This is a genomic window from Streptomyces sp. NPDC088732, assembly GCF_044751205.1.
Taxonomy (GTDB): domain Bacteria; phylum Actinomycetota; class Actinomycetes; order Streptomycetales; family Streptomycetaceae; genus Actinacidiphila.
On sequence record NZ_JBIVLI010000039.1, the window covers coordinates 38530 to 59559 of the forward strand.

Sequence of the window (21030 nt, forward strand, 5' to 3'; positions counted from 1 at the left end):
CCCGACCGCCGCTCCCAGGGGGGCCGCCGCACCTGGCGGCCCCGCGGCCCATGCCCCGGCACCGACCCGACCGCGCGGCCGATCCCCGAACCGGTCGCGCCCGGCCGCTGCACGTACCGCCAGTCCTTCCCCGGCCGAAAGAAGCAGTTCCATGTCATCGACCAGCACACTGGCCGGCGCCCGCACCGCGCCCGAGCCCGCACTGCCGGCCGCCCGCCGACACGGACGGCGCCGCGGCGGCCCGAACACACCGCGCCTGCTGTGGCTGACGGTCCCGTCCCTGGTGTGGTTCGGCGTCTTCTCGGTGGGGCCGCTGATGGCGATGTTCGTCATCGCCACCCTGCGCTGGAAGGGCCTCATCTACGACCCCACCTTCGTTGGCACAGACAACATCCGGCACGTCTTCGGCGACCCCGTCTTCCACGACGCGCTGCGCAACAGCGCCGTGCAAGTCGCCGTAGTCATCCCGGTGATGATCCCGCTGGCCTTCATGCTCGGCTACCACCTCAGCACCAAACCGCGCGGCTACCGCCTGCTGTCCGTGCTGTACTTCTCGCCCGGTCTGATCTCCATCTCCATCACCGGGATGATCTTCTACGGGGTCCTGTCACCGAACGGCGGCACCAACGGCCTGCTCCAAGCGGCCGGCTTGGACTCGCTCGCACACTCCTGGCTCGCGGACCCGGCCACCGCCCTGCCCAGCCTGATCGCCATCGACCTGTGGCGCGGCATCGGCTGGACCGCCGTGCTGTTCGCTTCCCGCCTGGCAGCCGTCCCCGGCGACGTGATCGAGGCAGCCCGGATCGATGGCGCCGGACGCCTGCGCATCATGTGGCAGATCGCCTACCCGATGGTGAAGGACTACCTGCGCACCCTCACGATGCTCCAGTTCCTCTGGACCCTGTTCACCTCCGCCGCGCTCATCCTGCTGCTCACCAAGGGCGGACCCGGCACCTCCTCCACCACCTTGTCCTACCTGGTGTACGAGAAGGCCTTCTCGCAGAGCGACCTCGGCTACAGCCAGGTCGTCGGCGTCGTCCTGCTGCTGGCCGGCGTCGCCGGGATGCTGCTGATCCGCGCACTCCTGCGCAGCCCCGAGGAGAAGATCTGATGACCGCCCCCGCCTCCTCGCCCACCGGCAGCCACCCGGCCGACTCCGAACGCGCCCGACCCGCACGGCGCTCCCGGCGACGCGGCACCGGACCACTCGCCGTACCCCTGTCCTGGCTGTACGCGCTGCTGCTCGCCGCGCCGCTCTACTACCTGGCAGTGAGCGCGCTCAAGACCAACATCGAGATCTTCAACCACCCCTTCGCGCTGCCCGAGCACTGGCTGTGGCACAACTTCCGCACCGCCTGGCAGACCGCGGACCTCGGGCGAGCGCTGCTGAACTCGCTGCTGATCTCCGTCGTCGCGATCGTCCTGACACTCGGGTTGGCGCTGCCCGCGTCCTTCGCGCTGGCCCGGATGGACAACCGGCTCTCGCGGCTGGTCACCGGCGCCTTCTCGGTGGGCTTCCTGATCCCGCCGTTCGCGGCGCTGATTCCCACCGTGATCCTCGCGATCAAGCTGCACCTGTTCTACACGCGCGAGTTCCAGATGCTCTTCCTTCCGGCGAGCGCGCTGCCGCTGTCGGTACTGCTGCTCACGCAGTTCATGAAGACCGTGCCGCCCGCCCTGGTGGAGTCCGCGGCTCTCGACGGCGCAGGCAACTGGCGGTTGCTGGTCAACGTGTTCACCCCGATCGCGATGCCCGGCGTGGTGAGCGTGGCGATCCTCCAACTGCTCACCTTCTGGAACGAGTACCTCTTCTCGCTGACCATCACCGGCACCGCACCCGAGGTCCGCACCGCCCAGGTCGCGCTTCCCACCCTGATCTCCGACTCGACCGACTTCGGCGTCCTCACCGCCGGCACCGTGCTGACCCTTCTGCCGGTGTACGTCGCCTACTCGCTCGCCAACCGCCGTATGCAGGAAGCACTCACCGCAGGAGCAGTCAAGGGATGACACTCAGCACTGAAGCCGGCACCGGCTCCGACACGGGCCCCGTCTCCAGGACCGGCACACCCACCGGCACACCCACCGGCACCGCCGCCTCGACGCCGCCCGCAGTCCGCCACGACCTCGGGGGCGAGTGGCAGCTGACCTGGCTGGCAGGCCCGGACGGCACGCCCGCCGCGATCCGCGACGCCGCACTGCCCGCCCAGGTACCCGGCGAGGTGCACACCGCGCTGCTGGCCGCACGCCACTTGGCCGATCCGGACGTGGGACTCGGCGAGACGGCACAGGACTGGGTGGGCCGCTCGCAGTGGTCGTACCGCCGCTCCTTCCACTTCACACCCGTGCCCGGCACCCGCACCGACCTGGTCGCCGACGGCCTGGACACCATCGCCGAGGTGTACGTCAACGGCCGACACGTCGGCGCCGCCCGCGACCAGCACCTCGCCTACCGCTGGCCGGTGGACGACGCGCTGGAGCCCGGCGACAACACCGTCGAAGTGCGTTTCGCCTCCGCCTGGGACGCGGCCCTCGCCCACGAACGCGCGCACGGCCCACTGCCCTCGCCCTACGACGAGCCCTACGCCCACATCCGCAAGACAGCCGCCAACTTCGGCTGGGACTGGGGACCGCACTACGTCACCGCCGGAATCTGGCGTCCCATCAGGCTGGAGACGTACGCGGGCCGTATCGACCACATACGGCCGCTGGTCACTCTCGCCGCCGACCACCGTTCCGCCGAGGTCACCGCACACATACGCGCCGAAGCCCCCCCGGGCACCTCCGTCCTGGTCGAACTGACCGGCCCGGACGGCCGGTCCGCCGGAAACGCCACCGGCCAAGTCACGGGCGACGAGACAGTGCTGACGCTCACCGTCGCCGACCCCGAACTGTGGTGGCCGGTGGGTCTGGGCGGCCAGCCCCTCTACCGGCTGACCGCCCGCCTCGACGCCGCGGACGGCACGGCACTGGACAAGACGGCGGTACGCCTCGGGATGCGCTCGGTCGCCGTGGACGAGACCCCGGACGCGCTCGGCACCCGATGGGCCCTCGTCGTCAACGGCCGCACCGTACGGGTACGCGGCTACAACTGGATCCCCGACGACACCCTGCCCAGCCGCGAGACACCGCAGCGCGTCGCCGCCCGCATCGACCAGGCCGTCGCCGGCAACGCCAACCTGCTCCGTGTGTGGGGCGGCGGCCACTTCGCCGACCAGCACTTCCTGGACGCCTGCGACGAGCGCGGCCTCCTGGTCTGGCACGACTTCCTGTTCGCCTGCGCCGCCTACTGCGAGGACGAGGAGACCGCGGCGCTGATCACCGCGGAGGCCGAGCAGGCCGTCGCCAGGATGTCCCCGCACCCGAGCCTGGTCGTGTGGTGCGGCGGAAACGAGACGGTGCTCGGCCGCCACCACTGGGGATGGGAGGACCAGATCGGCGAACGCGGCTGGGGCGCCCACTACTACCTGAACGTGCTGCCCGACGTGCTGGCCCGGCTCGACCCGACCCGCCCGTACGTGCCCAACTCGCCGTGGTCCGGTGCCCTCGACGCCGACCCGGCGACCGACACGCACGGCCTGAGCCATCTGTGGGACGCCTGGAACGAGGCGGACTACGCGCACTACCGGGACCACGACCCCTCCTTCGTCGCCGAGATGGGATGGTGCGGACCCGCCGCCTGGACAACTCTCGAGCGCGTCCTTGAGGGAGAGACCCCCGGGCCCAGCTCTCCGCTGACCCGGCATCACCTGCGCGCCATCGACGGCATGCACAAGCTGACCCGCGGCCTCCAGCCGCACGTGCCCGCACCGGCCGAAGGCGCGGACTGGCACTTCGCCACGCAGCTGGTCCAGGCCCGCGCGGTCGCCGCCGGCGTGGAATGGCTGCGCTCGCGCGAGCGGTGCGCCGGCGCCGTGGTGTGGCAGCTCAACGACTGCTGGCCGGCGATCAGCTGGTCGGCCGTCGACGTGGCCGGCATCGAGAAGCCGCTGTGGTACGCGCTCAGGCACTCCTTCGCGCCGCGCCTGGCGACCGTGCAGCCCGTGAGCCCCGGCCCGGCGCACGACCCGACGGGCACCGCGGGACTCGCGCTGACGCTGGTCAACGACTCGGTCGCGGACTGGACACCGGAGGTATCGGTGGTCCGTATCTCCCTGGACGGCCAGGAGCTGGCCCGTACCCGGCTCGAGGTGAGCTGCCCGGCGAGCGGCCTGCTCACCTTGCCGCTGGACCCGGCGACAGCCGCGCCCGCCGACCCGCACGCCGAACTCCTGGTCGTGGACACGGACGGCGCGCGGACGACCTGGGCCTACCGCCCGAGCCGCGGCCTGGCCTCGCCTCCCCCCGCCCGTACAGTGACCACGTCCTACGCGGACGGAGTGCTGGCCCTGACGGTCACGGCGGAGTCGGTGCTGCGCGACATCTGTGTTTTCCCCGACCGGCTGGCCGCCGCGCTGGGCCTCCCCCCGCACACCCTGACGTCCGACACGTCCCTGGTGACCCTCCTCCCCGGCGAGAGCCACAGCTTCCACATCACCACCCGAGACGGCAGCGCACTGCAAGGGGCCGAGATCCCGGAACCGACGCTGCGGCTGGCGGTCCGCTCGGCGGAAGAGCTGACTATGTGACCGGTTGGCTGCTAGCGCGCCTGATTGCCGTGCCGGGAACACGCCAGGCACGGGCTTCCGGGCGAGTCTTTCCTTGATCCGAGTGGAAGACCGTGCCTGGGACCTCGTCGGTGGTCAGCCCGTCTCGCGAAGGGCGTGCCCGCTGCGAGGCCGGGCACAGGTCTGCAGGTGATCCTGGCGGGCGGCTTCCAGCAGAGCACGCCAGGACACCACCGCGGCCGGCGCCGCACCACCGCCGGCCGGCGCCGCAGCAGCGCCCGGCGTTCCGGCTCGGTCATGCCGTCCCGGACGCCGTCCTCGATGCGGTGATCCAGCGCGTAGGCCCGGCACTCGGTACGTACCGTGCAGTCCGTGCAGATGGCCTTGGCCCGTTGCTGCTCGGCACCTTGAACGAAGAGCGCATCAGCATCGCCCGTGCGGCACGCCGCGTGTCGGCCCCAGTCCTGTGACCCCACCCCAGCCGTCCTCTCCCCACCCGTGATCAGGCAATCCGGGCAGGCCGAAATCGGCCTGAGCCGGCCGACTGAGGTCGTGAAGCCGAGATGGACGCATCCATGACCTGCAGAATTGCAAAATTCTTCAATTCGATACATGCTGATGTTGTTGTGTCCGCAGGTGGTAGCCGGTTACGGGGCGTACGTGCTCGCCGCGGAGCGGGCTGAGCGTGATGATGGGGACTGGAGTACCGGTGTCAGTACCGCTGTATCGGGCGAAGGCGGATCTCCTCCGGATGCTCGGGCATCCGGTGCGCATCCGGGTACTGGAGCTGCTGCAGGCCGGTCCGATGGCGGTGCGGGATCTGCTGGCCCGTACCGAAGTCGAGTCGTCCACGCTGTCGCAGCGACTGGCAGCGCTGCATCGGTCGGGCATCGTGATCTCGGCGCGGGAGGGCTCGACTGTGGTCTATGCCGTGGCGGGCAGCGAGGTGGGGGAGTTGTTGCGGGCGGCGCGTCGGATTCTCACCGAGTTGCTGACCGTGCCGCAGGAGGACGGGGTCGTTGCTCCGTGAGCGGGCTGCTGAACCGGGTCTGGAGTCCGGTCCGTGCTCTGCTGCCTGCCCGTGCGGATCTGGCGCGGATGAGCCGGGACCCGGGCCGGGACCTACTGGCGGGACTGACCGTGGCGGTGGTCGCGTTGCCGCTTGCGCTGGGTTTCGGAGTGTCCTCGGGTCTCGGTGCCGAAGCAGGGCTGGCGACGGCCGTGGTGGCCGGGGCGCTGGCCGCGCTCTTCGGCGGGTCGAATCTTCAGGTCTCCGGGCCGACGGGCGCGATGACCGTCGTCCTGGTGCCGATCGTGGCCCGGTACGGAACGGGCGGGGTTCTCACCGTTGGCCTTCTGGCCGGGCTGATGCTGATCGCGCTGGCCTTCGCCCGTGCCGGCCGGTACATGCGCTACGTACCCGCGCCGGTGGTCGAGGGCTTCACTGTCGGCATCGCCTGCGTCATCGGGCTGCAGCAGGTTCCGGACGCGCTGGGGGTGACCACACCTCGGGCCGGCAACATCCTGGTCGCCACCTGGCGAGCGGTCGAGGCTTTCGTGGCCCACCCCCATGGGACCGCTGTCGGATTGTCCTCCGCGGTGGCTGTCGTCATGCTCGTCGGCGCGCGACTGCTGCCGATGATCCCGTTCTCGATCCTCGCGGTCGTCGCGGCCACCCTCGCGGCCGAGATGCTGGATCTGGATGCCGAGCGAATCGGCCACCTCCCGGTCGGGCTTCCCGCGCCGTCGCTCGGCTTCCTGGACTTGTCGCTGGTGCCCTCGCTGTTGGCTCCGGCCGTTGCCGTGGCCGCCCTCGCCGCCCTGGAGTCGCTCTTGTCGGCCACCGTCGCCGACGGCATGACGGTCGATCAGCAACACGATCCGGACCGTGAGTTGTTCGGTCAGGGCATCGCCAACCTCGCTGCGCCACTGTTCGGCGGTGTTCCGGCCACGGCCGCCATCGCCCGTACGGCCGTCAATGTACGCACCGGCGCGGGATCACGACTGGCCGCGCTCACGCACGCCGTCATTCTGGCCGCGATCGTCTTCGCCGCGGCGCCGTTGGTCTCGCGGATCCCTCTGGCGGCGCTCGCGGGGGTTCTGATCGCCACAGCGGTCCGCATGGTCGAAGTCGGCTCGGTGCGAACGATGGTCCGTGCCACGCGTTCGGACGCTCTGGTACTTGTACTGACAGCCCTGGCCACGCTCGCCTTGGACCTCGTGCAGGCGGTCGTCATCGGGCTGGTCGTGGCCGGCGCGCTGGCGCTGCGGGCGGTGGCCAAGCACGCCCGGCTGGATCAGGTACCGCTGGCGCGCGACCTGCCCGGCGGGCACAGCAAGGAGGAGCACGCACTCCTGGCCGAGCACATCGTGGCGTACCGGATCGACGGTCCGCTGTTCTTCGCCGCCGCCCACCGTTTCCTGCTGGAACTGACCGACGTGGCGGATGTCCGAGTGGTCGTGCTGCGGATGTCACGGGTCACCGCGCTCGACGCCACCGGTGCACTGGTCCTCAAGGACGCGATCGACAGGCTGACCCGCCGCGGTATCACCGTCATGGCCTCAGGCGTCAAACCGGGACAGGTCCGCACCCTCGACACCCTTGGCGTACTGGACACACTCCGGGCCGACAATCGGGTGTACGCCACCACGCCCGACGCCATCCACGCCGCCCGCACCCACCTCCACCACGTGGGGATCCTTCGCGTCCCGGCGCAGACGACCCCGTCCGCCGAGGAGCCCATCCGGTGAGCACGCCTGAACGACGGATCATCGAAGTTTCGGGCGCGGAGGCCTTGTGGCTGCTCAAAGGCAGCGTCGGCGGGCGGCTGATCCATACGCGAGGCGAAGTGGCCATCGTCCGCCCGGCCACGCACATCCTGGAATACGGCCGACTCATCGTCCGTTCCCCGGCCCCGGTCGCCGCCTTCGCCGAGCCGGTCACCGTCACCTACCAAACCGACCAAGTGAGCGTCTCCGCCGGTCGCGGCTGGTCGGTCACCGCCACCGGGCCCGCCGAGGTGATCCGCGAACCCGAACAGGTCGCCCACTACCGCCGCACGCTCGCGGGCTGGATCCACGGCCCGCACGACACGCTCATCCGCGTCCACCCGCACGCCGTCCAGGGCCACCGCCTCGGCATCCCGGCGCCATCCAGCGCCGTCACCTCCGGAAAGGACAGGCCTGGCCTCCGGTGACCGCTCACACCACGCTGCGCCACCGCCACGTGCTGACGCTGTCCGCGCAGCCGGCCGCCGTGGCGGTGGCGCGCGAGACCGCCGAATACGTCTACCGCACCTGGGGTGTCCATCCCCGTCACCCTGCCCTCGCCGCGGCTCTGCTGATGCTCAGCGAACTGGTCACCAACAGCGTCCGGCATGCCGCCGAGGTCTCTCCCAGCCTCGATGTCCTCTACGCCGTCGGCGGTGGAGTGCTGGCATTCGCCGTGCACGACCGCCATCCCCACCGGCCGGACTTGACGACAATCGCCAAGCCGGGTGGCGGACTGGCCATAATCGCCGAACTCACCACCGAGTACGCCGGGACAGCCACGGTCCGGCCCGATGCCGATGCCGGCGGCAAGAGCATATGGATCACCCTTCCGCTGCAGTAAGCCTGGTACAGCACCTACTCAGAGAGCATCACCATGTACACCGCGACCTTGCAGTGGCACTACACCGCCCGGGACGACCTGGGCATCCTGGCGCTGGCCGGGCACCTGGGCGGCACAGCGGCGGGTCGCTTCGCCGGCGCCGTCAACTGGGCGGCTGCCCACGGCACAGGGCCAGTCATCCTCGACCTGACGGCCTTGAACACCTGGTCCCATCAAGGACAGGCCGCCATCGCCAAGGCCGCCCGCAGACTCGGGTCGCAGGGCCGGACCCTGGAACTGTCCGCGATCCCGGCCGGAGGCACGGCCGCGGTGCTCTACCAAGGCACCCCGTACCTCCCGGTCCACCACGACCTCGACGCCGCGCTGGCCGCCCACGGCATGAGCCGGGAAGAACCCGTGGACCAACGTCAGTGGCGTTCCGGCGGTTGGGACAGCCACCGATCCGCCCCGTGCTCCTGAGCCCCCGCAGTCACGCGCCGGGCGCTCCCGATGCTGTGCGCGATCGGCAGCTGCGTCGGGTGCGGCGGCAATGGTCCACGAGTACCTCGGTGGTCACTTCGGGGCGTGCTGCCCCAAGTAGAAGAGCAGGATGATGAATCCGGCAATGATGTGCGTGACGAAGACGTAGACCAGGACGCGAAGGAGGACTGCCTTCTGCTTGTACTTTTCGCTGTTCACGTCGGTGCCCGAGGGTGCGGAGTCCGGGGCTTCGGCCCCGTCGCTCATCTGTTTTCTCCCGGCACCCGCGCCTCGACAGCTCCGGCGTCGGGCTGTTGCAGCTCGGCGAGGAGGTCCTGCTGTCCGACGAGCAACTCCGACAGGATCCGGCGGGCGGCCCGCAGCAGTTCCGCCACGTCCCCGCCCGCCAGTGCGTACACCACGGTGGTTCCGTTGCGGGTGGCCGTGACGATGCCGGAGCGGCGCAGCACCGCCAGTTGCTGGGAGAGATTCGACGGCTCGATCTCTATGGCGGTGAGAAGTTCACGTACGGGCCTTGGGCCGTCCTGCAGCAGCTCCAGGACACGGATGCGCACGGGGTGCCCGAGCATTCGGAAGAACTCTGCTTTGGCCTGATAGAGAGGAACCTGCACCGCGACCACTCCAGCCCTCCCTTGGTTGTCAATTGAAGAACTTTTCAATTCTAACTCCATGGTGTGATGACTTGAGGCGTAGGGCCGGCCGCAGGTGTCGGGCGCCGCTGGTCGGCCAGGGGTGGTCCTACCACCCCCTTTTGATTGGGTTGGCCAGACGCTCGGCGTGCCGCGGTAGGCGATCCCGGTCCGTGGCGAGGGCGTACTGCTACGGTCGGTGACCGCTCGGCGGCATGACGCGGGGCATGGCGACGAGATCGCACACGATCGGCACCACGGCATCCACGCATGACGTGCCTCGCGAGAACCCGAAGGCTGTCGGAGCCGTGGCCGTTCCCCCTCGGGCCGCCGGCCTCTTCCCGCGGGCATGTGCCCCTGACGGCACGCGTCGCATGGTTCAGCTCCCGGCCGGACTGTCCCGCGACTGCTCCGGGCCAAGATCCCGCCCGACATCGATGCCGTGGTCGCGGGCTATCCGCAGTGCGTCGTCAAGGTCGTCCTGCGCCACGGCCACGGCGTAGGGGTCGTCCATCCGCACTGCTGCCTCAAGAGCGGCACGCGCCTCACACACGCGCTGCCGCAGGGCTTCCATGAAGCCGCCAGTCGCGCCGAGCCCACGCTCCCACACCACGTGACTACTCCAGAAAGTAGAGAATTGAAGAATTCTTCAACTCTAACAGCTGTCCGTCATCGCTTCGAGAGGCGGGACAGGCGGGCCCGTTCCCCTCAACGCGATTCCATGGCTGGCCCGGGCGCAGGATGCGCCGCGGCTGCCGCAGTGTTCTTTGCGGTGGGAGAGGCTGGAACGGGTGTATTTGCGACCGCTTGGTCTATGGGGTGTGGGTGAGGGCGAGGAGTGCTGTGTCGTCCTGGCGGGGGCCTTCGGTGTGCCGGTGGACGTCGTCGACGATTTTGCGCAGGAGTTCGTTGGGTGTGCAGAAGCGGATCGTGGGGAGGCGGGCGTGCGGGTCGTAGAAGGTTCCGTGCCGGTTGCGGGCTTCGTGGATGCCGTCGGTGCACATCAGCACGGTGCATCCGGGGGGCAAGGTCACGGTGTCGGTCTGGTCGGGGCCGTTGCCCAGGCCCATGCCCAGTGGGACGGCGGGTTGGGTGGGCTCGATGGCGCGTACCGTTCCTGCGTGGAGGAGGAAGGGTTCGGGGTGGCCGCGGTTGATCAGGCGCATTTCCGTGGCGCCGGGCGGGAATTCGGCGATGACGGCGGTGGCGAACCACTCGCCCAGGTTCTTCGCGGTGGCTGCTCGCTGGGCTCCTCGGTACAGGGTCCGGTCCAGGTGTGCGACGACGCCGGCGAGCGTGGGTTCTTCGTCGGCCGCCATGCGGAAGCTTCCCAGGACGGCGATGGCGGCTCCGACGGCGTCCATTCCCTTGCCGCGGACGTCGCCGACGATGCAGCGCAGCCCGTAGGGGGTGGTCTGGACTGCGTAGAGGTCTCCGCCGATGTTTGCTTCCCGCTCGGCGGCCTCGTAGCGTGCGGCGATCTGCAGCGGCCCGACGCGTTCGGGTGGTGCGGGCAGGACGGCGCGTTGCACGGTGGCGGTGATGCTTCGGGCCGCACGTAGCCGGATCTCGCGCCGGAGTAGGAGCCGGTTGATCAGGATGGATGCGACGGCGACCGCGGTGATCGACAGCAGCTCGCTGATGCCGCCCCAGGTGGCCAGCAGCCCGAAATGCCCCAGGGCCACCGCGTCGGCCGCGATCGCACACAGGCCGATGAGGATGGTTCCGTCCAGGGACAGCAGTGCCGCGGCGATCATGGGTGCCACGGAGTAGAACGCGGCGCCGCTGAACTGCACGGGGGCGAAGTAGTCGACGAGGAAGCCGCAGATCAGCAGCACGGCGGGCAGCCATCGGACGAAGCGTGACACTTCAACCGGCTGTTTCGCGCTGATCGGACCGACGCCCGCCACTGGCCACTCCCGCCGTCCCGGTCACCTCTTGCGCCTCCAAGGGTCTCCGGGTTCGCAGCGGCCGGCCAATGCTGGCCGCCGGTCGGGGGACGGCCGGCCCGGCGGGGCGGCCGACACGGGAGGCGGCGGCCGCGTGGTGCTGGAAGTCGCTGGTACGTCTGCGTCTGATTCGCTCGGGCGAGTGCCTGACCTGCGAGGTCACCGAGGGCAGCACGATCTCTGCGCACCTTCGATGCGGTCCTGCACTCGATGAGGGCGGCCGGGGGTTGTTCATTGTCGCTCAACTGACCCAGCGCTGGGGTACCCGCCACCACTCGAAGGCAAAGGCCATCTGGGTCGAACAACCCTGCGCAGTCGACGAATCCCTGCACGAGAACCAGAATCTGTCAGGTGCAACGGCGCCATGAGAACCGTCCGCTGACGGGCCGACTCGGAGCAGGGCTTTTTGCAGACGCCGCCCATCACGTCCGGCGGTGAGCCCTCGTGTGCGCGGCCGTCATCGCCGGCGTGATCCTGCTGTGGCCCGCTCCGGAGACCGCACCCGCAAAGCCCACTCCGACGAGATCGAAGCGGTGCCGAGCCGGTCATCGCCCCCGCTCGGGCTCGGACGCCGAGGCGACCACGCCGTTTTCTTTCATCCGGCGGGTGCGGGAATCCGGCGACCGGGCCCGTGGAGGCCGGGGAACACGCCACGGTCGTGCAAGGCCCCGACGGCCCACCTGCAGCAGGTGTTCGGTCTGTGACCGAGCGCTTCAGTCGGCGGAATCCGCAGACTGAAGCGTTCAGCCGTGTTCGGTGGTGGGTCAGGCTGGTTCGACGGGCAGCCACAGTTCGCAGGTCGTGGTGCTGAAGTCGTCCGCGCGCTCGAGGATCGCGACGATCGAGGGGCCCGGTCGCAGTCGCCACGGGTTGGAGGGGAACCACTCGGTCGCGGTTGCCGCCCACGTTGTCTGCAGGGCTTGAGGGTGTGGTCCGCTGGTGCGGAAGACTGCCCACCTCCCGGCGGGCACCTCGATGCTGTCGAGGTCGTTCGGGACTGCCGTGTCGTGGGTGAGGGCGACGCCGTGGAGGTAGGTCAGTTCGCTGCCCTCCTCGCCGTCGGGGTCGAGGTCGTCGGAGACCTGGAGCAGGCCTCCGGGTTCGGTGTCGCCGAGAGCCTTCAGCCGTAGGTGTTCCTCTTGCGGCAGTGCGGCGATGTGCCGCTCGATGTGGGGATTGGCGCCGTGGTGGATGAGTGGGACCCGGGCTGCGTGTCCGACGAGCCGGAACGCGGGTCGGTCGATGAGGCGGGTGTCCATGGGGGTGCTCCCTTCGACGGTCAGGCGGAACCTGAGCTGCGGTTGTGTGCGCAAGGGGCCTCCATCGCGGCGCACGTCACCGGGGCCGGCGCCGTGGACTGCCCGGAACGCGCGTCCGAACGCCTCACTCGAGCCGTATCCGTGGCGGACGGCGATGCTCAGCAGATCGCCCTCGCCGCGCACGACGTCGGCGGCGGCAATGGTCATACGCCGCCGGCGTATGTACTCCGACAGCGGCATGCCTGCCAGCGAGGAGAACATCCGGCGCAGGTGGTACTCGGTCGTGCCGAGCGCCCGTGCCAATCCGCGTACGTCGGGATCCTCCGTGAGGTGCTCCTCGACGAGATCGACGAGCCGGTTGAGTGCCGAGATCACGAGACCTCCCTTCGATGTCGACCCTGGCAGCAGCAACCCCAGCCGCACCCGACCGTTCCGAACCGATCCGATCATCCGCCCCGACTGACAAGCAGATACACCCCCGGGCCTTCTGAGGGGCTCCGTCTGCAAGGCTCAGCCCGCCGGCAACGACGCTCACCCGCCGACTGAAGCGCTCGGTCATGGCACTGCCCGCCGGCCACCGGCCCGCATTCGTCACCGTGGTCCGTTCATTGCCGCGGCGAAAACTCCTCGGCGGGCCGACGGTTAAGGAATCACCCGTCAACGAGCAGCACATAAGGGGCAGGAAGCCAAGGAAGCCCGGGATCTCCCACGTCGGCAAGAACGACGGTTTCGACCATCAGCACCCCGGTGCTGAACGCCGTCCAGGAGCCCCACCAGACACCGGCGGCCACGGGTGTCTCGCATCTCATCGCGCCAGGCGAAGTGATCTCCACCAGCATGGATCTGCGCATTGGCTCTGAAACCGCCATGTGGCTCGCCGAACCGGGCGGGCCGGCAAGTAGACCTCCACCCCGGCCGTTGGCACCGCCACGCCCAGGAGCTCCGCCCACTGGACGATCCGAGGCGGCGCGAGCAGCCCTGGTGAGTCCGTGAGCCGCCTACACGGCTCCAGGGCGCATGCGCTTGATCATCGTCTCGTGCAGACGGCCGAGGAGGTCGGTGAAGACCTCTCGTTCCTGGGGAGTCCAGCTCTGCGTGGCGATGGCCATGAGCTGCCGGCGCGAGGTGCGGATTTCCTCGAGGCGCAAGTGGCCGCGCGGGGACACCGCGAGGACGACCGCGCGGCGGTCTTCGGGGTCGGTGGTGCGCTTGATGAGACCACTGTCGACGAGGGGCGCGACCTGCCGTGTGACGGTGGAGGCGTCGATGCCCATGCCTTCCGCGAGTGCCTTCACGCCCATCGGGCCGTCGCTGTCCAAAAGGTGGAGCAGGAGGTATGCGCCCCGGTCCATGGAGTTGCGGGCGGTGCCGACGCCGCCCAGCCGCGTCTGTTCCGCGCGCCGCGCTGACAGCGCCACTTCGTACTGCAGGCGGTCCAGAAGGTCGGTCGTGCTCTGCGAGGGGGAAGTGGGCATGGGGCGAGGGCTCGCATTCGGTTGGTCGTGTCAGGGTTGGGAGAAGAGTACGCGCGAGGCCGCCGGCAGCTACTGCAGGGCCGCGATCAGGGCCCGCTCGGGCCGGCACACCGGGTACTGCGCGGCATCGGGCCGCTGCAGGACCTGCCCCGCTTCTTCCGCCGCCACCCCCTGACGGCTGCGGCGGACACTCGCGCAGTCCCCGCGATGCACCAGCAGCAACGGCCCGTCGGATGCATGGCGGATGCAAACAGGGCAGTGACGTGTGCGGGATGCTGCGACCTGGCTGGGCCGGCGGAGACCATGACCGAGATGACGGGCGGTGACTACCAGTGCGACGAATGCCTGGGTGCGGTGATCGAGCCTCGGTGGACGATCCCGCGCTTCTGGAGGACATCTCGGTGCTCCGGCCGGTCGGGATCCTCAGGAGGCGCCCCATCGGCGGGCGGGCTGACCTCGTGTCGGCCGGGCGCGCGACAGGTCGCCGGTGATGTTCACCGTCCTGGTACGTACCGCCTGTTTCTCTGGGCGGTGAGTTTGAGGGTCCGGGCTTGCCGTGTCGGGGCGTGGGGGCCATGTTGGGCATCGGACGGCGGCGGTGATGTCAGCGCGCAGTACTCGTGCAAGCTCGCTGTTGGGTGGTGAGTTCTGGTGGCGTGGGTGCGCGTGCGCGGCCGTCACTCCGGTGGAGGTGCCTCTGGCCTCATTCGAATGCGCAAGGGGCCTGCCCTGGCGTGGATCGGTGACGGCGGGTAATGGGTGGCCGATGCCGTGTGGCCTGCTGGGGGCGAGAATCCAGCCGGACCAGGTGCTCAGGGGCGGTGAGTAGGCCGGGGCCCGCGTGGCAGGCGACTGGGATGCCGGCCCATGGAAGCCGGCAACGTCGGCTGAGCGGCGCTGGTGTCCTTGGACTGCCCGATGCTGCGCTCGTCCCTTTGCTGCCGGTAGTGGTGCTGTTTGTTGCGGTCGTCTTCAACCGCGGCCGGGTACCGACGGTCGGGCCACTGACCGATTTGATTATGTCCGGACGAGGCTGGAGAGCCCTGCGGGTGGGCCCGGCCGTCGTCGAGGGTCTCCGCCGTCAGGGGGGAGAGGAGGGCTGCTGACGGACGCAGTTTCGCCCGCTCCACGCCCAGCTCGCGCAGCGCGTCCAACTGCTCCTGGGTGAGCTTGTCCCGCCGCTGCTTGGTGTTGGAGATCCGTACGCCGAGCCTTGCGGTCACCGGCTCTTCCTGGCGTCGACGCTGGTCGGTTCGGCGTGTCCTCTGCGTACGGGCCGCCCCGTTCCTTCCCGCTCGATCCACTGTGCGAGGACTGTCAGGCCGCGTTGGAAGGCTTCCTCTGCCTTGCCGATTCCCGCGCCGTGCCCTTGGATGCCGCGCGTTCGCCCTCGTCCGCTGGGGTGGGTTGGATGCCGAGTGCGGTGAGCCGTTGCTGCTGTTCGGTGTTGAGCTGGGTCTGGTCCCGCGTTTGGCGGGCGTTCACGGAGCGGGGCCCGACCGGAAGTTCATGGTTGTGTGCCTCACCGCGTCCATGGCGGATGCCTCAGGTGGTCAGTCCGGCGATGGTCAGCCAGATGTGTTCGCATGTCGCCGACGCGTTTTGGAGCTTCTCGCGGGATTCCTGTGAGGCGTGGTAGAAGGTCCGTTCGATCATCCAGCACAGGGCGCGTGCCATTGCCGGGGCCTGGTCCGGTGCGGCGCCGGCCTGGATGCCGGCGCGTTCCAGGACGGCGGTGATGGCCGCGATGAACAGGTCAGCCGTGTGGTTCCACAGCTCGCCGATCTCCGGCACGGTCAACGACAGGTCGATTGCCGTGCGCATGACCAGGCCGTGCTCATTCCACAGCTCGACCGTGCGCTGCATGGCTGCCGCGATGGCCCGGCGCGGCTCGTCGGCCTCCGCGGTGGCCCTCGACCGCTCCCACAGGTGCTCGACGGTCCGGGCCACGAGTGCCGTGACCACTTCTTGCTTGGAACCGTAGTAGAAGTACAGCGCGCCGCGGGTGATGCCGGCGCCCTGGGCGATGTCGCCGACGGTCATGGCGTCGTAGCCCTTGTGCGCCAGCAGGGCCTCGCAGGTGTCGAGGATGGCCCGCTCCCGGACGTCGCCCTTGCGTTCGGCGGCGCGACGGCTCCGCGCGGGGTGGTGGCCGGGCATCAGAGCTGCGCGCCGTCGGCGAAGTCGGTCGTACGGGAGAGTGCCTCCCATGCGCGGATGTCCTCGTCCACGGCGGTGCGGGCGGCGGTGACCAGTCGCAGCGCGTCCGAGCCCAGGACGAGGTGGGCCGGTGGGCGCTCGACCGAAGTGATGTGCACGAGGGCGTCCCCGGCCTTGGCTGGATTGCCCAGCTGGTTGCCGCTGGCCTTCTGCCGCGCTTGTCGGATGGGGGTGAACAACCCGTCGTAGTCGTCGACGGTCCGCGCGGCGCGTGTCATGGACCGTCCGGCCCAGTCGGTGCGGAAGGAGCCGGGCTCGATCGCCGTCACGTGGATGCCGAACTGCGCGACTTCCTTGCCCAGCGCCTCGAGGATGCCTTCCAGGGCGAACTTGCTGCCGCAGTAGGCGGACATGCCGGGTACGGCCATGAGCCCGCCCATGGAGGTGACGGCCATCAGGTGTCCGCGGCGACGTCGGCGCATGTGGGGCAGCGCCGCCCGCAGCGTGGCCACCGCCCCGAACACGTTGACCTCGAACTGCCGCCGCACCTCGGCCAGCGGGGTTTCCTCGAAGGTTCCCTCCAGGCCGTAGCCGGCGTTGGCGACGACGACATCCAAAGCGCCGACGCTCTGCTCCACCTCCGCGACCACACCGGGGACGGCGTCGTCGTCCGTCACGTCCAGCAGGCGAGCGTGAGCGGTACCGGGCCTGAGTTCTTCGAAGGCCCGCAGGTCCTCCTCGGAGCGGACGGTGCCGACGACGGTATGGCCTGCGGCCAGGGCGGCCTTGGCGAAGGCACGTCCGAGGCCCGTGCTGACGCCGGTGATGAGCCAGTTCTGCTTTGGCACTGTTCCTCCAGAGAGGTCTTGCGAGGAGCCGGACCGCTCCTCCACCAAAAAGTCTACACGGTGTCGATTTTTACCGTCAGCATGTAGATTCTGGCGGTGCTCACGGGGTGGAGCACTCAAAGTCATCCGCGTGCCCCGCCCCGCCCGAATTGGCGCCGCCAAGGCCCAGCAGCCATGCCGTCGACCAGAACCGCACCCCGATCACCCCAGGGACACCCAGCGAGGCCGACCGCGCCCGCCCCGGCACCGCCGCACACATGGCAGCCATGCCCGGCATCACCGTCGTCGGCCTCGACCTGCCCGCAGCTTTGGCCGTCGCCCGGAGACCACTTGGGCCGCCGCTCGCACCCGACACGCGACCCAGCCCACCCACCCCGGAGCGCCCCGATGGTGCGGTGATCGCCACCGCCGCCCCGGACCAGTGGGCCGGCGTGCGGCGGGTTTGCCGGTTTCGGGTGTCGTGTGCGTTCCGGGAGCGGCACGGGAGCGTCCCCGGACGCCTGTGGTGTCCTGTTGCGCCGTGAATGGAGAGGGCGTGTGCCCGTTGTGAACGTCCGGATGCCCGTTCGGCTGTCGGCATGTCCGGGGTCGCTTCGTCGAGATGACTTCCAGGCCAACTTTGCCGGCGCGGAGTGGACCGACAGGCCTTCACGGCCTACGCCTCGACGACGCCACGATTGCCGCGTTGCGCTTCTGGGCTGTGCAGTGGGTCGTGGCCGGCCCGGTTTCTCCGGGTCCGGCAATCGTGACGTCGACCGAGGGCTGTGGTGATGGCGCGGCGGCACGCGTGGTGGACGCGACCCTGGGGTGACGCGTCCATCCGGTGACCCGAAGGGTTCGTAACTACTGCATGTTGAGGGCGTTCGGGCTGTGGGCTTTTTTGTTCGAGGGGTGGAGGGGCGGTGGGAAGCGTGGTCGTTGGTGTTGTTGCAGGTGTTGTTCGGCTACTGTGCCGATCGCGGCCATCAGCGTCATCGCGGCTGGTTCTGGTGGGAGTTGATGGTGTGGGGATTTTGATTTTGATTTTCTGGGGTGGCAGCGCCTGCTTTTCCGTCTGGCGTGCCCGGCGGTTGTGGAAGGATCCCGACTACTACCAGCAGGTTGTGGGGCGAGGGGTGTTCCGGTTCGGGGACGACGTCAGCCGCGGGCTGGTTCGCGGTTGGGCTCCTTTCTCGGTCGGCGTCATGGCCTTGATGGCGGCGATGGCGATGTTCATCATTGCCGGTGTGGGACAACGCCCGACTGAGGGCCCTTCCGCGGCAGCTGTCACGGCTGGACTGTTGCTTGTTCTTTTCGTGGTCGGCGTGGTCCTCCAGTTGCTGGTGGCCTGGTTCAATCGGCCGCGATGGTGCGTCCCCGCCTACCTCCGGCAGGAGATCGGTGTGTGGGCGGGGCGACACCCGTGTAAGGCGAGCTGACCGCGTGCGCTGGATCATCGGTGATCCGGCGCACGCTGCTCCTCGACCGCCGCGCTGCGTTCCTGGGCTGTGCAGAAGGGGGTGCTCCGGCGGGATCCGTTACGGGGGTTGCGACCTGTACCGCCATACAGCGTGCTCCAAGCCGGCGCGTCGTGTCCGAGGAGATCGGCGGTCTCTTCGTGCACCGCCCGTAGCTTCCCGTAGCGCGGGTGCGTGACCCCGGCCCGGGCGGCGAAGGCGCGCAGGTGTACGTCGACGGCGGCCTGGGACCGGACGACGAGGTTCCCGAGATGGTCCACGCTCTTTGGCCCCACGTCCCCTGTCTTCCGCAGGGTGTCACGGTTGGCCTGCCGGCCGAGCCGAGCGGGGGGCTCCGGGCCGCAATGTGGGCGGTGGACTGCTGGATTGCCGGTCGGATCGCCGACGGATCCCTGGATCCAGCGGGCCGGTACCCATCTCATCTGGGCAGACATCGCCTTTGACCTCGGCTGCTCCGAGGAGCTGGAACCCCTTGTGCACTGCGCGCACAACCTGGACGGCTGGGAAGAGAGCTGGGGGGTTTTCAACGGAGAAGCGGTTGAGGCGGCGAAGCAGTTCCTCAGCAGGGGGTCGGGAGCCGAGGCGCGGGACTGACCTGCGGTTCGTTCTCGCCACCGGGATTGGTCGCCCGCGAGCTGATCCACTCACTCGGCGTGGCCTCACCACAGAACCTGTGCCGGAGCCGGAGGGCTGACGGCACGCGGTGTGCAGGCTGGTTCGGCCGACCGCTTTCGCCGGGGCATCCGGAGGAATCGGTGCGGTTTGCCGCCGCGCGGGTGCACACCGGATCCGGGTCGAGAACCGGCCCGGTCCGGGCCCGTTCAGTCGGTGTCGGGTCCCTGCTCCGCCGCGGTGTCGTAGGCGGCGCGGGCCTCGGCGACCGCGGACCGATGCCGCTCGGCCCATCCCACCAGCGCGGTCAGTGAGGTGTGGAGCTCCCGGGCCATGGGGGTGAGGCTGTACTCCACCTTGGGCGGCACGGTCGGATACACGGTGCGAACGAGTAGTCCGTCCCGCTCGAGCCTGCGCAGGTTGAGGGTGAGCATCCGTCGGCTGATGCCGTTGATGGCGCGTTCCAGTTCGGTGAAGCGGACCGGGCCGTGGGCCGCGGCGATCAGGATCCCGATGCTCCACTTGCCCGCCACGCGGTCGAGTACCTCGGTGACCGGGCAGGCTTCGTCTCTCACTGCCTCTGCGACATGCGTGTGACTGCGTGACATAAATGTGCCTCCTTCCGCTGGCGAGCCAGGTTACCGACGATGGATGCTGCAACCCGTCGTGAACCAAAGGAAGAAGACATGTCCGTGCGTGCTCTCGTTGTCGATCCGTCCGCGCCCGCCGCTGTCCGCCTCGCCGAGGTTCCCGATCCCGTCCCCGGGCCGGGCCAGGTCCTGGTGCAGGTCTCTCACGCCTCGTTGAACTACGGCGACCTCAACGACGCCCGCTCCGGTCGCCTCCCCGTGGGTGCAGTGCTGGGTTCGGACGCTGCCGGAGCAGTGGTTCAGGTCGCGGCCGACGGAACCGGCCCGACGGTGGGGACCCAGGTGGTGGCCCTGACCTCGGGGGCGTTCGCTGAGCGCGTCGCGATCGACGTGGGTGCGCTTGCCGAGATCCCGAAAAACCTGGAACCGGCGCAGGCGGTCGCCCTGCCGGTCGCCGGAGTGGCCGCACTGCGCTCGCTGCGGGCCGCCGGGCTCGGACCGGGCAAGACAGTGCTGATCACCGGCGCCTCCGGCGGAGTTGGCCGGTTCGCCGTTCAGCTGGCGGCGCGGGCCGGTGCGCATGTGATCGCGTCCGTGGGCTCGGCCGCCCGCAGGGAGGGGCTGGCCGAGGCCGGTGCCGGCGAGGTGCTGATCGGACTGGAAGGACTCCAGCGACCGGTCGACGTGGTCATCGACAGCGTCGGCGGCTCCCAGCTGGTGGCGGCGTGGAATGTGCTCGCTCCCGGAGGCAGCCTGCAGAGCGTCGGCTGGACATCCGGGGAGCCGGCGGTCTTTCCGCCGTATGCGACCGTCGGCCCGGCCAAATCGCTGACCTCGTTCGTCATCGAGGGCGACACCGGCGCAGACCTGGCCGTTCTCACCGAGCTGGCCGCCGAGGGGGCCGTCACCGTCGAGATCGGCTGGCAAGGATCCTGGGACCGCTTCCATGAGGCAGCCGAGGCGCTGCGCGGGCGTCGGATCCCCGGAAAAGCGGTCCTGGAGGTGGCACACGGTGAGCTGCAGGCCCCGATGCCTTCTGCGCAGGGCTAGTACTCCAGCCGGGCTTTTGGCTGCCGTGGCAGATGGACTGGGCGGCCGGGGCGCGACAGGAATTGGACGCGATGTCCACCGACGGCCGGCAACTCGGCCCGGGCTGCCCGCGCGGAACTGACCACTGCCCCGGACCCCTACTACCGCGGTATCGACACCGACGCTTCCCTGCCGCACGGGATCACCGTCCGCCCCCTCGCCTCCACCAGCCCCGGCGGGCCCCGCATTGCTGATCTCGCCGGCGGTCGTGGATGGCTCATCTGTACCTTCATCCGCTGCCACGCCGGACCTCGGATCATCGTCA

At 69.6% G+C, this 21030-nt stretch carries 22 protein-coding genes and 2 pseudogenes; 11 read left to right on the forward strand and 13 right to left on the reverse strand.

The genetic code is table 11. The features are described from left to right. Positions 1–151 precede the first annotated feature (151 nt). Genes ACIP9H_RS40120 through ACIP9H_RS40130 form a run of 3 tightly spaced genes read left to right on the forward strand, consistent with a single transcriptional unit; the run spans position 152 to position 4625 of the window. Positions 152–1111 (forward strand): carbohydrate ABC transporter permease, encoded by a 960-nt coding sequence (locus ACIP9H_RS40120; RefSeq protein WP_401963885.1) that lies wholly within the window; start codon positions 152–154, stop codon positions 1109–1111. Beyond that, positions 1111–2007 carry a carbohydrate ABC transporter permease gene (locus ACIP9H_RS40125; protein ID WP_401597634.1) on the forward strand — a complete coding sequence of 299 codons (897 nt, stop codon included), beginning with the start codon at positions 1111–1113 and terminating at the stop codon, positions 2005–2007. Before ACIP9H_RS40120 ends, ACIP9H_RS40125 begins: the two co-directional genes overlap by 1 nt. Further along, entirely contained in the window at positions 2004–4625 is a 2622-nt protein-coding gene (locus ACIP9H_RS40130; RefSeq protein ID WP_401963887.1) for a glycoside hydrolase family 2 protein, read from the forward strand. The genes ACIP9H_RS40125 and ACIP9H_RS40130 overlap by 4 nt, the downstream gene beginning before the upstream one ends. Before the next feature lie 114 nt (positions 4626–4739). On the opposite strand, the pseudogene ACIP9H_RS40135 reads toward ACIP9H_RS40130, so the two are convergent. Further along, a pseudogene (locus ACIP9H_RS40135) lies at positions 4740–5110 on the reverse strand (WhiB family transcriptional regulator). Positions 5111–5313: 203 nt separating this feature from the next. On the opposite strand from ACIP9H_RS40135, the gene ACIP9H_RS40140 reads away from it, so the two are divergent. From ACIP9H_RS40140 to ACIP9H_RS40160, 5 genes are read left to right on the forward strand one after another with little or no spacing between them, the layout of a single operon-like run. Further along, positions 5314–5634 carry an ArsR/SmtB family transcription factor gene (locus ACIP9H_RS40140; RefSeq protein ID WP_401963889.1) on the forward strand — a complete coding sequence of 107 codons (321 nt, stop codon included), beginning with the start codon at positions 5314–5316 and terminating at the stop codon, positions 5632–5634. Beyond that, complete coding sequence (locus ACIP9H_RS40145) at positions 5631–7355, forward strand: SulP family inorganic anion transporter (protein ID WP_401963891.1); 1725 nt, start codon at positions 5631–5633, stop codon at positions 7353–7355. Before ACIP9H_RS40140 ends, ACIP9H_RS40145 begins: the two co-directional genes overlap by 4 nt. Then, positions 7352–7801: a pyridoxamine 5'-phosphate oxidase family protein gene (locus ACIP9H_RS40150; RefSeq protein WP_401597644.1), complete on the forward strand. Its 450-nt coding sequence runs from the start codon at positions 7352–7354 to the stop codon at positions 7799–7801. Before ACIP9H_RS40145 ends, ACIP9H_RS40150 begins: the two co-directional genes overlap by 4 nt. After that, on the forward strand, positions 7798–8217 hold the full coding sequence (locus ACIP9H_RS40155; protein ID WP_401963893.1) for an ATP-binding protein: 420 nt from the start codon (positions 7798–7800) through the stop codon (positions 8215–8217). The genes ACIP9H_RS40150 and ACIP9H_RS40155 overlap by 4 nt, the downstream gene beginning before the upstream one ends. Before the next feature lie 33 nt (positions 8218–8250). Continuing rightward, positions 8251–8676: an STAS domain-containing protein gene (locus tag ACIP9H_RS40160; RefSeq protein ID WP_401597648.1), complete on the forward strand. Its 426-nt coding sequence runs from the start codon at positions 8251–8253 to the stop codon at positions 8674–8676. A 93-nt stretch (positions 8677–8769) separates the two neighbouring features. On the opposite strand, the gene ACIP9H_RS40165 is transcribed toward ACIP9H_RS40160, so the two are convergent. The 11 genes from ACIP9H_RS40165 to ACIP9H_RS40215 all read right to left on the reverse strand — a co-directional run bounded on the left by ACIP9H_RS40165 (position 8770) and on the right by ACIP9H_RS40215 (position 17017). Beyond that, the gene (locus tag ACIP9H_RS40165) at positions 8770–8943 is read right to left on the reverse strand and encodes a DUF6126 family protein (RefSeq protein ID WP_401963895.1); all 174 of its coding nucleotides are present in this window, start codon (positions 8941–8943) and stop codon (positions 8770–8772) included. Further along, positions 8940–9308, reverse strand: a complete 369-nt coding sequence (locus tag ACIP9H_RS40170) for an ArsR/SmtB family transcription factor (RefSeq protein ID WP_401963916.1) — start codon at positions 9306–9308, stop codon at positions 8940–8942. The genes ACIP9H_RS40165 and ACIP9H_RS40170 overlap by 4 nt, the downstream gene beginning before the upstream one ends. Positions 9309–9705: 397 nt before the next feature. After that, positions 9706–9939: a hypothetical protein gene (locus ACIP9H_RS40175; RefSeq protein ID WP_401963897.1), complete on the reverse strand. Its 234-nt coding sequence runs from the start codon at positions 9937–9939 to the stop codon at positions 9706–9708. Positions 9940–10138: 199 nt separating this feature from the next. Then, positions 10139–11194, reverse strand: coding sequence for a PP2C family protein-serine/threonine phosphatase (locus tag ACIP9H_RS40180; protein ID WP_401963899.1), 1056 nt, complete (start codon positions 11192–11194; stop codon positions 10139–10141). An 845-nt stretch (positions 11195–12039) separates the two neighbouring features. Next, complete coding sequence (locus tag ACIP9H_RS40185) at positions 12040–12909, reverse strand: GyrI-like domain-containing protein (protein WP_401963901.1); 870 nt, start codon at positions 12907–12909, stop codon at positions 12040–12042. A 275-nt stretch (positions 12910–13184) separates the two neighbouring features. After that, the gene (locus tag ACIP9H_RS40190) at positions 13185–13373 is read right to left on the reverse strand and encodes a hypothetical protein (RefSeq protein WP_401963903.1); all 189 of its coding nucleotides are present in this window, start codon (positions 13371–13373) and stop codon (positions 13185–13187) included. A 159-nt stretch (positions 13374–13532) separates the two neighbouring features. Then, on the reverse strand, positions 13533–14009 hold the full coding sequence (locus ACIP9H_RS40195) for a MarR family winged helix-turn-helix transcriptional regulator (protein WP_401597662.1): 477 nt from the start codon (positions 14007–14009) through the stop codon (positions 13533–13535). A 69-nt stretch (positions 14010–14078) separates the two neighbouring features. Then, positions 14079–14231: a DUF6233 domain-containing protein gene (locus tag ACIP9H_RS40200; protein ID WP_401963905.1), complete on the reverse strand. Its 153-nt coding sequence runs from the start codon at positions 14229–14231 to the stop codon at positions 14079–14081. Between the two features lie 590 nt (positions 14232–14821). Beyond that, entirely contained in the window at positions 14822–15232 is a 411-nt protein-coding gene (locus ACIP9H_RS40205) for a hypothetical protein (protein ID WP_401963907.1), read from the reverse strand. Between the two features lie 322 nt (positions 15233–15554). Then, positions 15555–16169, reverse strand: a complete 615-nt coding sequence (locus tag ACIP9H_RS40210; protein ID WP_401963908.1) for a TetR/AcrR family transcriptional regulator — start codon at positions 16167–16169, stop codon at positions 15555–15557. Beyond that, positions 16169–17017: an oxidoreductase gene (locus ACIP9H_RS40215; RefSeq protein WP_401963909.1), complete on the reverse strand. Its 849-nt coding sequence runs from the start codon at positions 17015–17017 to the stop codon at positions 16169–16171. The genes ACIP9H_RS40210 and ACIP9H_RS40215 overlap by 1 nt, the downstream gene beginning before the upstream one ends. A 221-nt stretch (positions 17018–17238) precedes the next feature. Between ACIP9H_RS40215 and ACIP9H_RS40220 the strand changes: the two are divergent. Together ACIP9H_RS40220 and ACIP9H_RS40225 are read left to right on the forward strand one after the other, a co-directional pair. Beyond that, a pseudogene (locus ACIP9H_RS40220) lies at positions 17239–17541 on the forward strand (hypothetical protein); the annotation flags it as partial. 378 nt (positions 17542–17919) lie between these two features. Continuing rightward, on the forward strand, positions 17920–18435 hold the full coding sequence (locus ACIP9H_RS40225; protein ID WP_401963910.1) for a hypothetical protein: 516 nt from the start codon (positions 17920–17922) through the stop codon (positions 18433–18435). A gap of 860 nt (positions 18436–19295) precedes the next feature. On the opposite strand, the gene ACIP9H_RS40230 is transcribed toward ACIP9H_RS40225, so the two are convergent. Continuing rightward, positions 19296–19694, reverse strand: a complete 399-nt coding sequence (locus tag ACIP9H_RS40230; protein ID WP_401963912.1) for a winged helix-turn-helix transcriptional regulator — start codon at positions 19692–19694, stop codon at positions 19296–19298. A 39-nt stretch (positions 19695–19733) separates the two neighbouring features. On the opposite strand from ACIP9H_RS40230, the gene ACIP9H_RS40235 reads away from it, so the two are divergent. Then, positions 19734–20726: a zinc-binding dehydrogenase gene (locus ACIP9H_RS40235; RefSeq protein WP_401963914.1), complete on the forward strand. Its 993-nt coding sequence runs from the start codon at positions 19734–19736 to the stop codon at positions 20724–20726. The last annotated feature ends 304 nt before the right edge of the window (positions 20727–21030 follow it).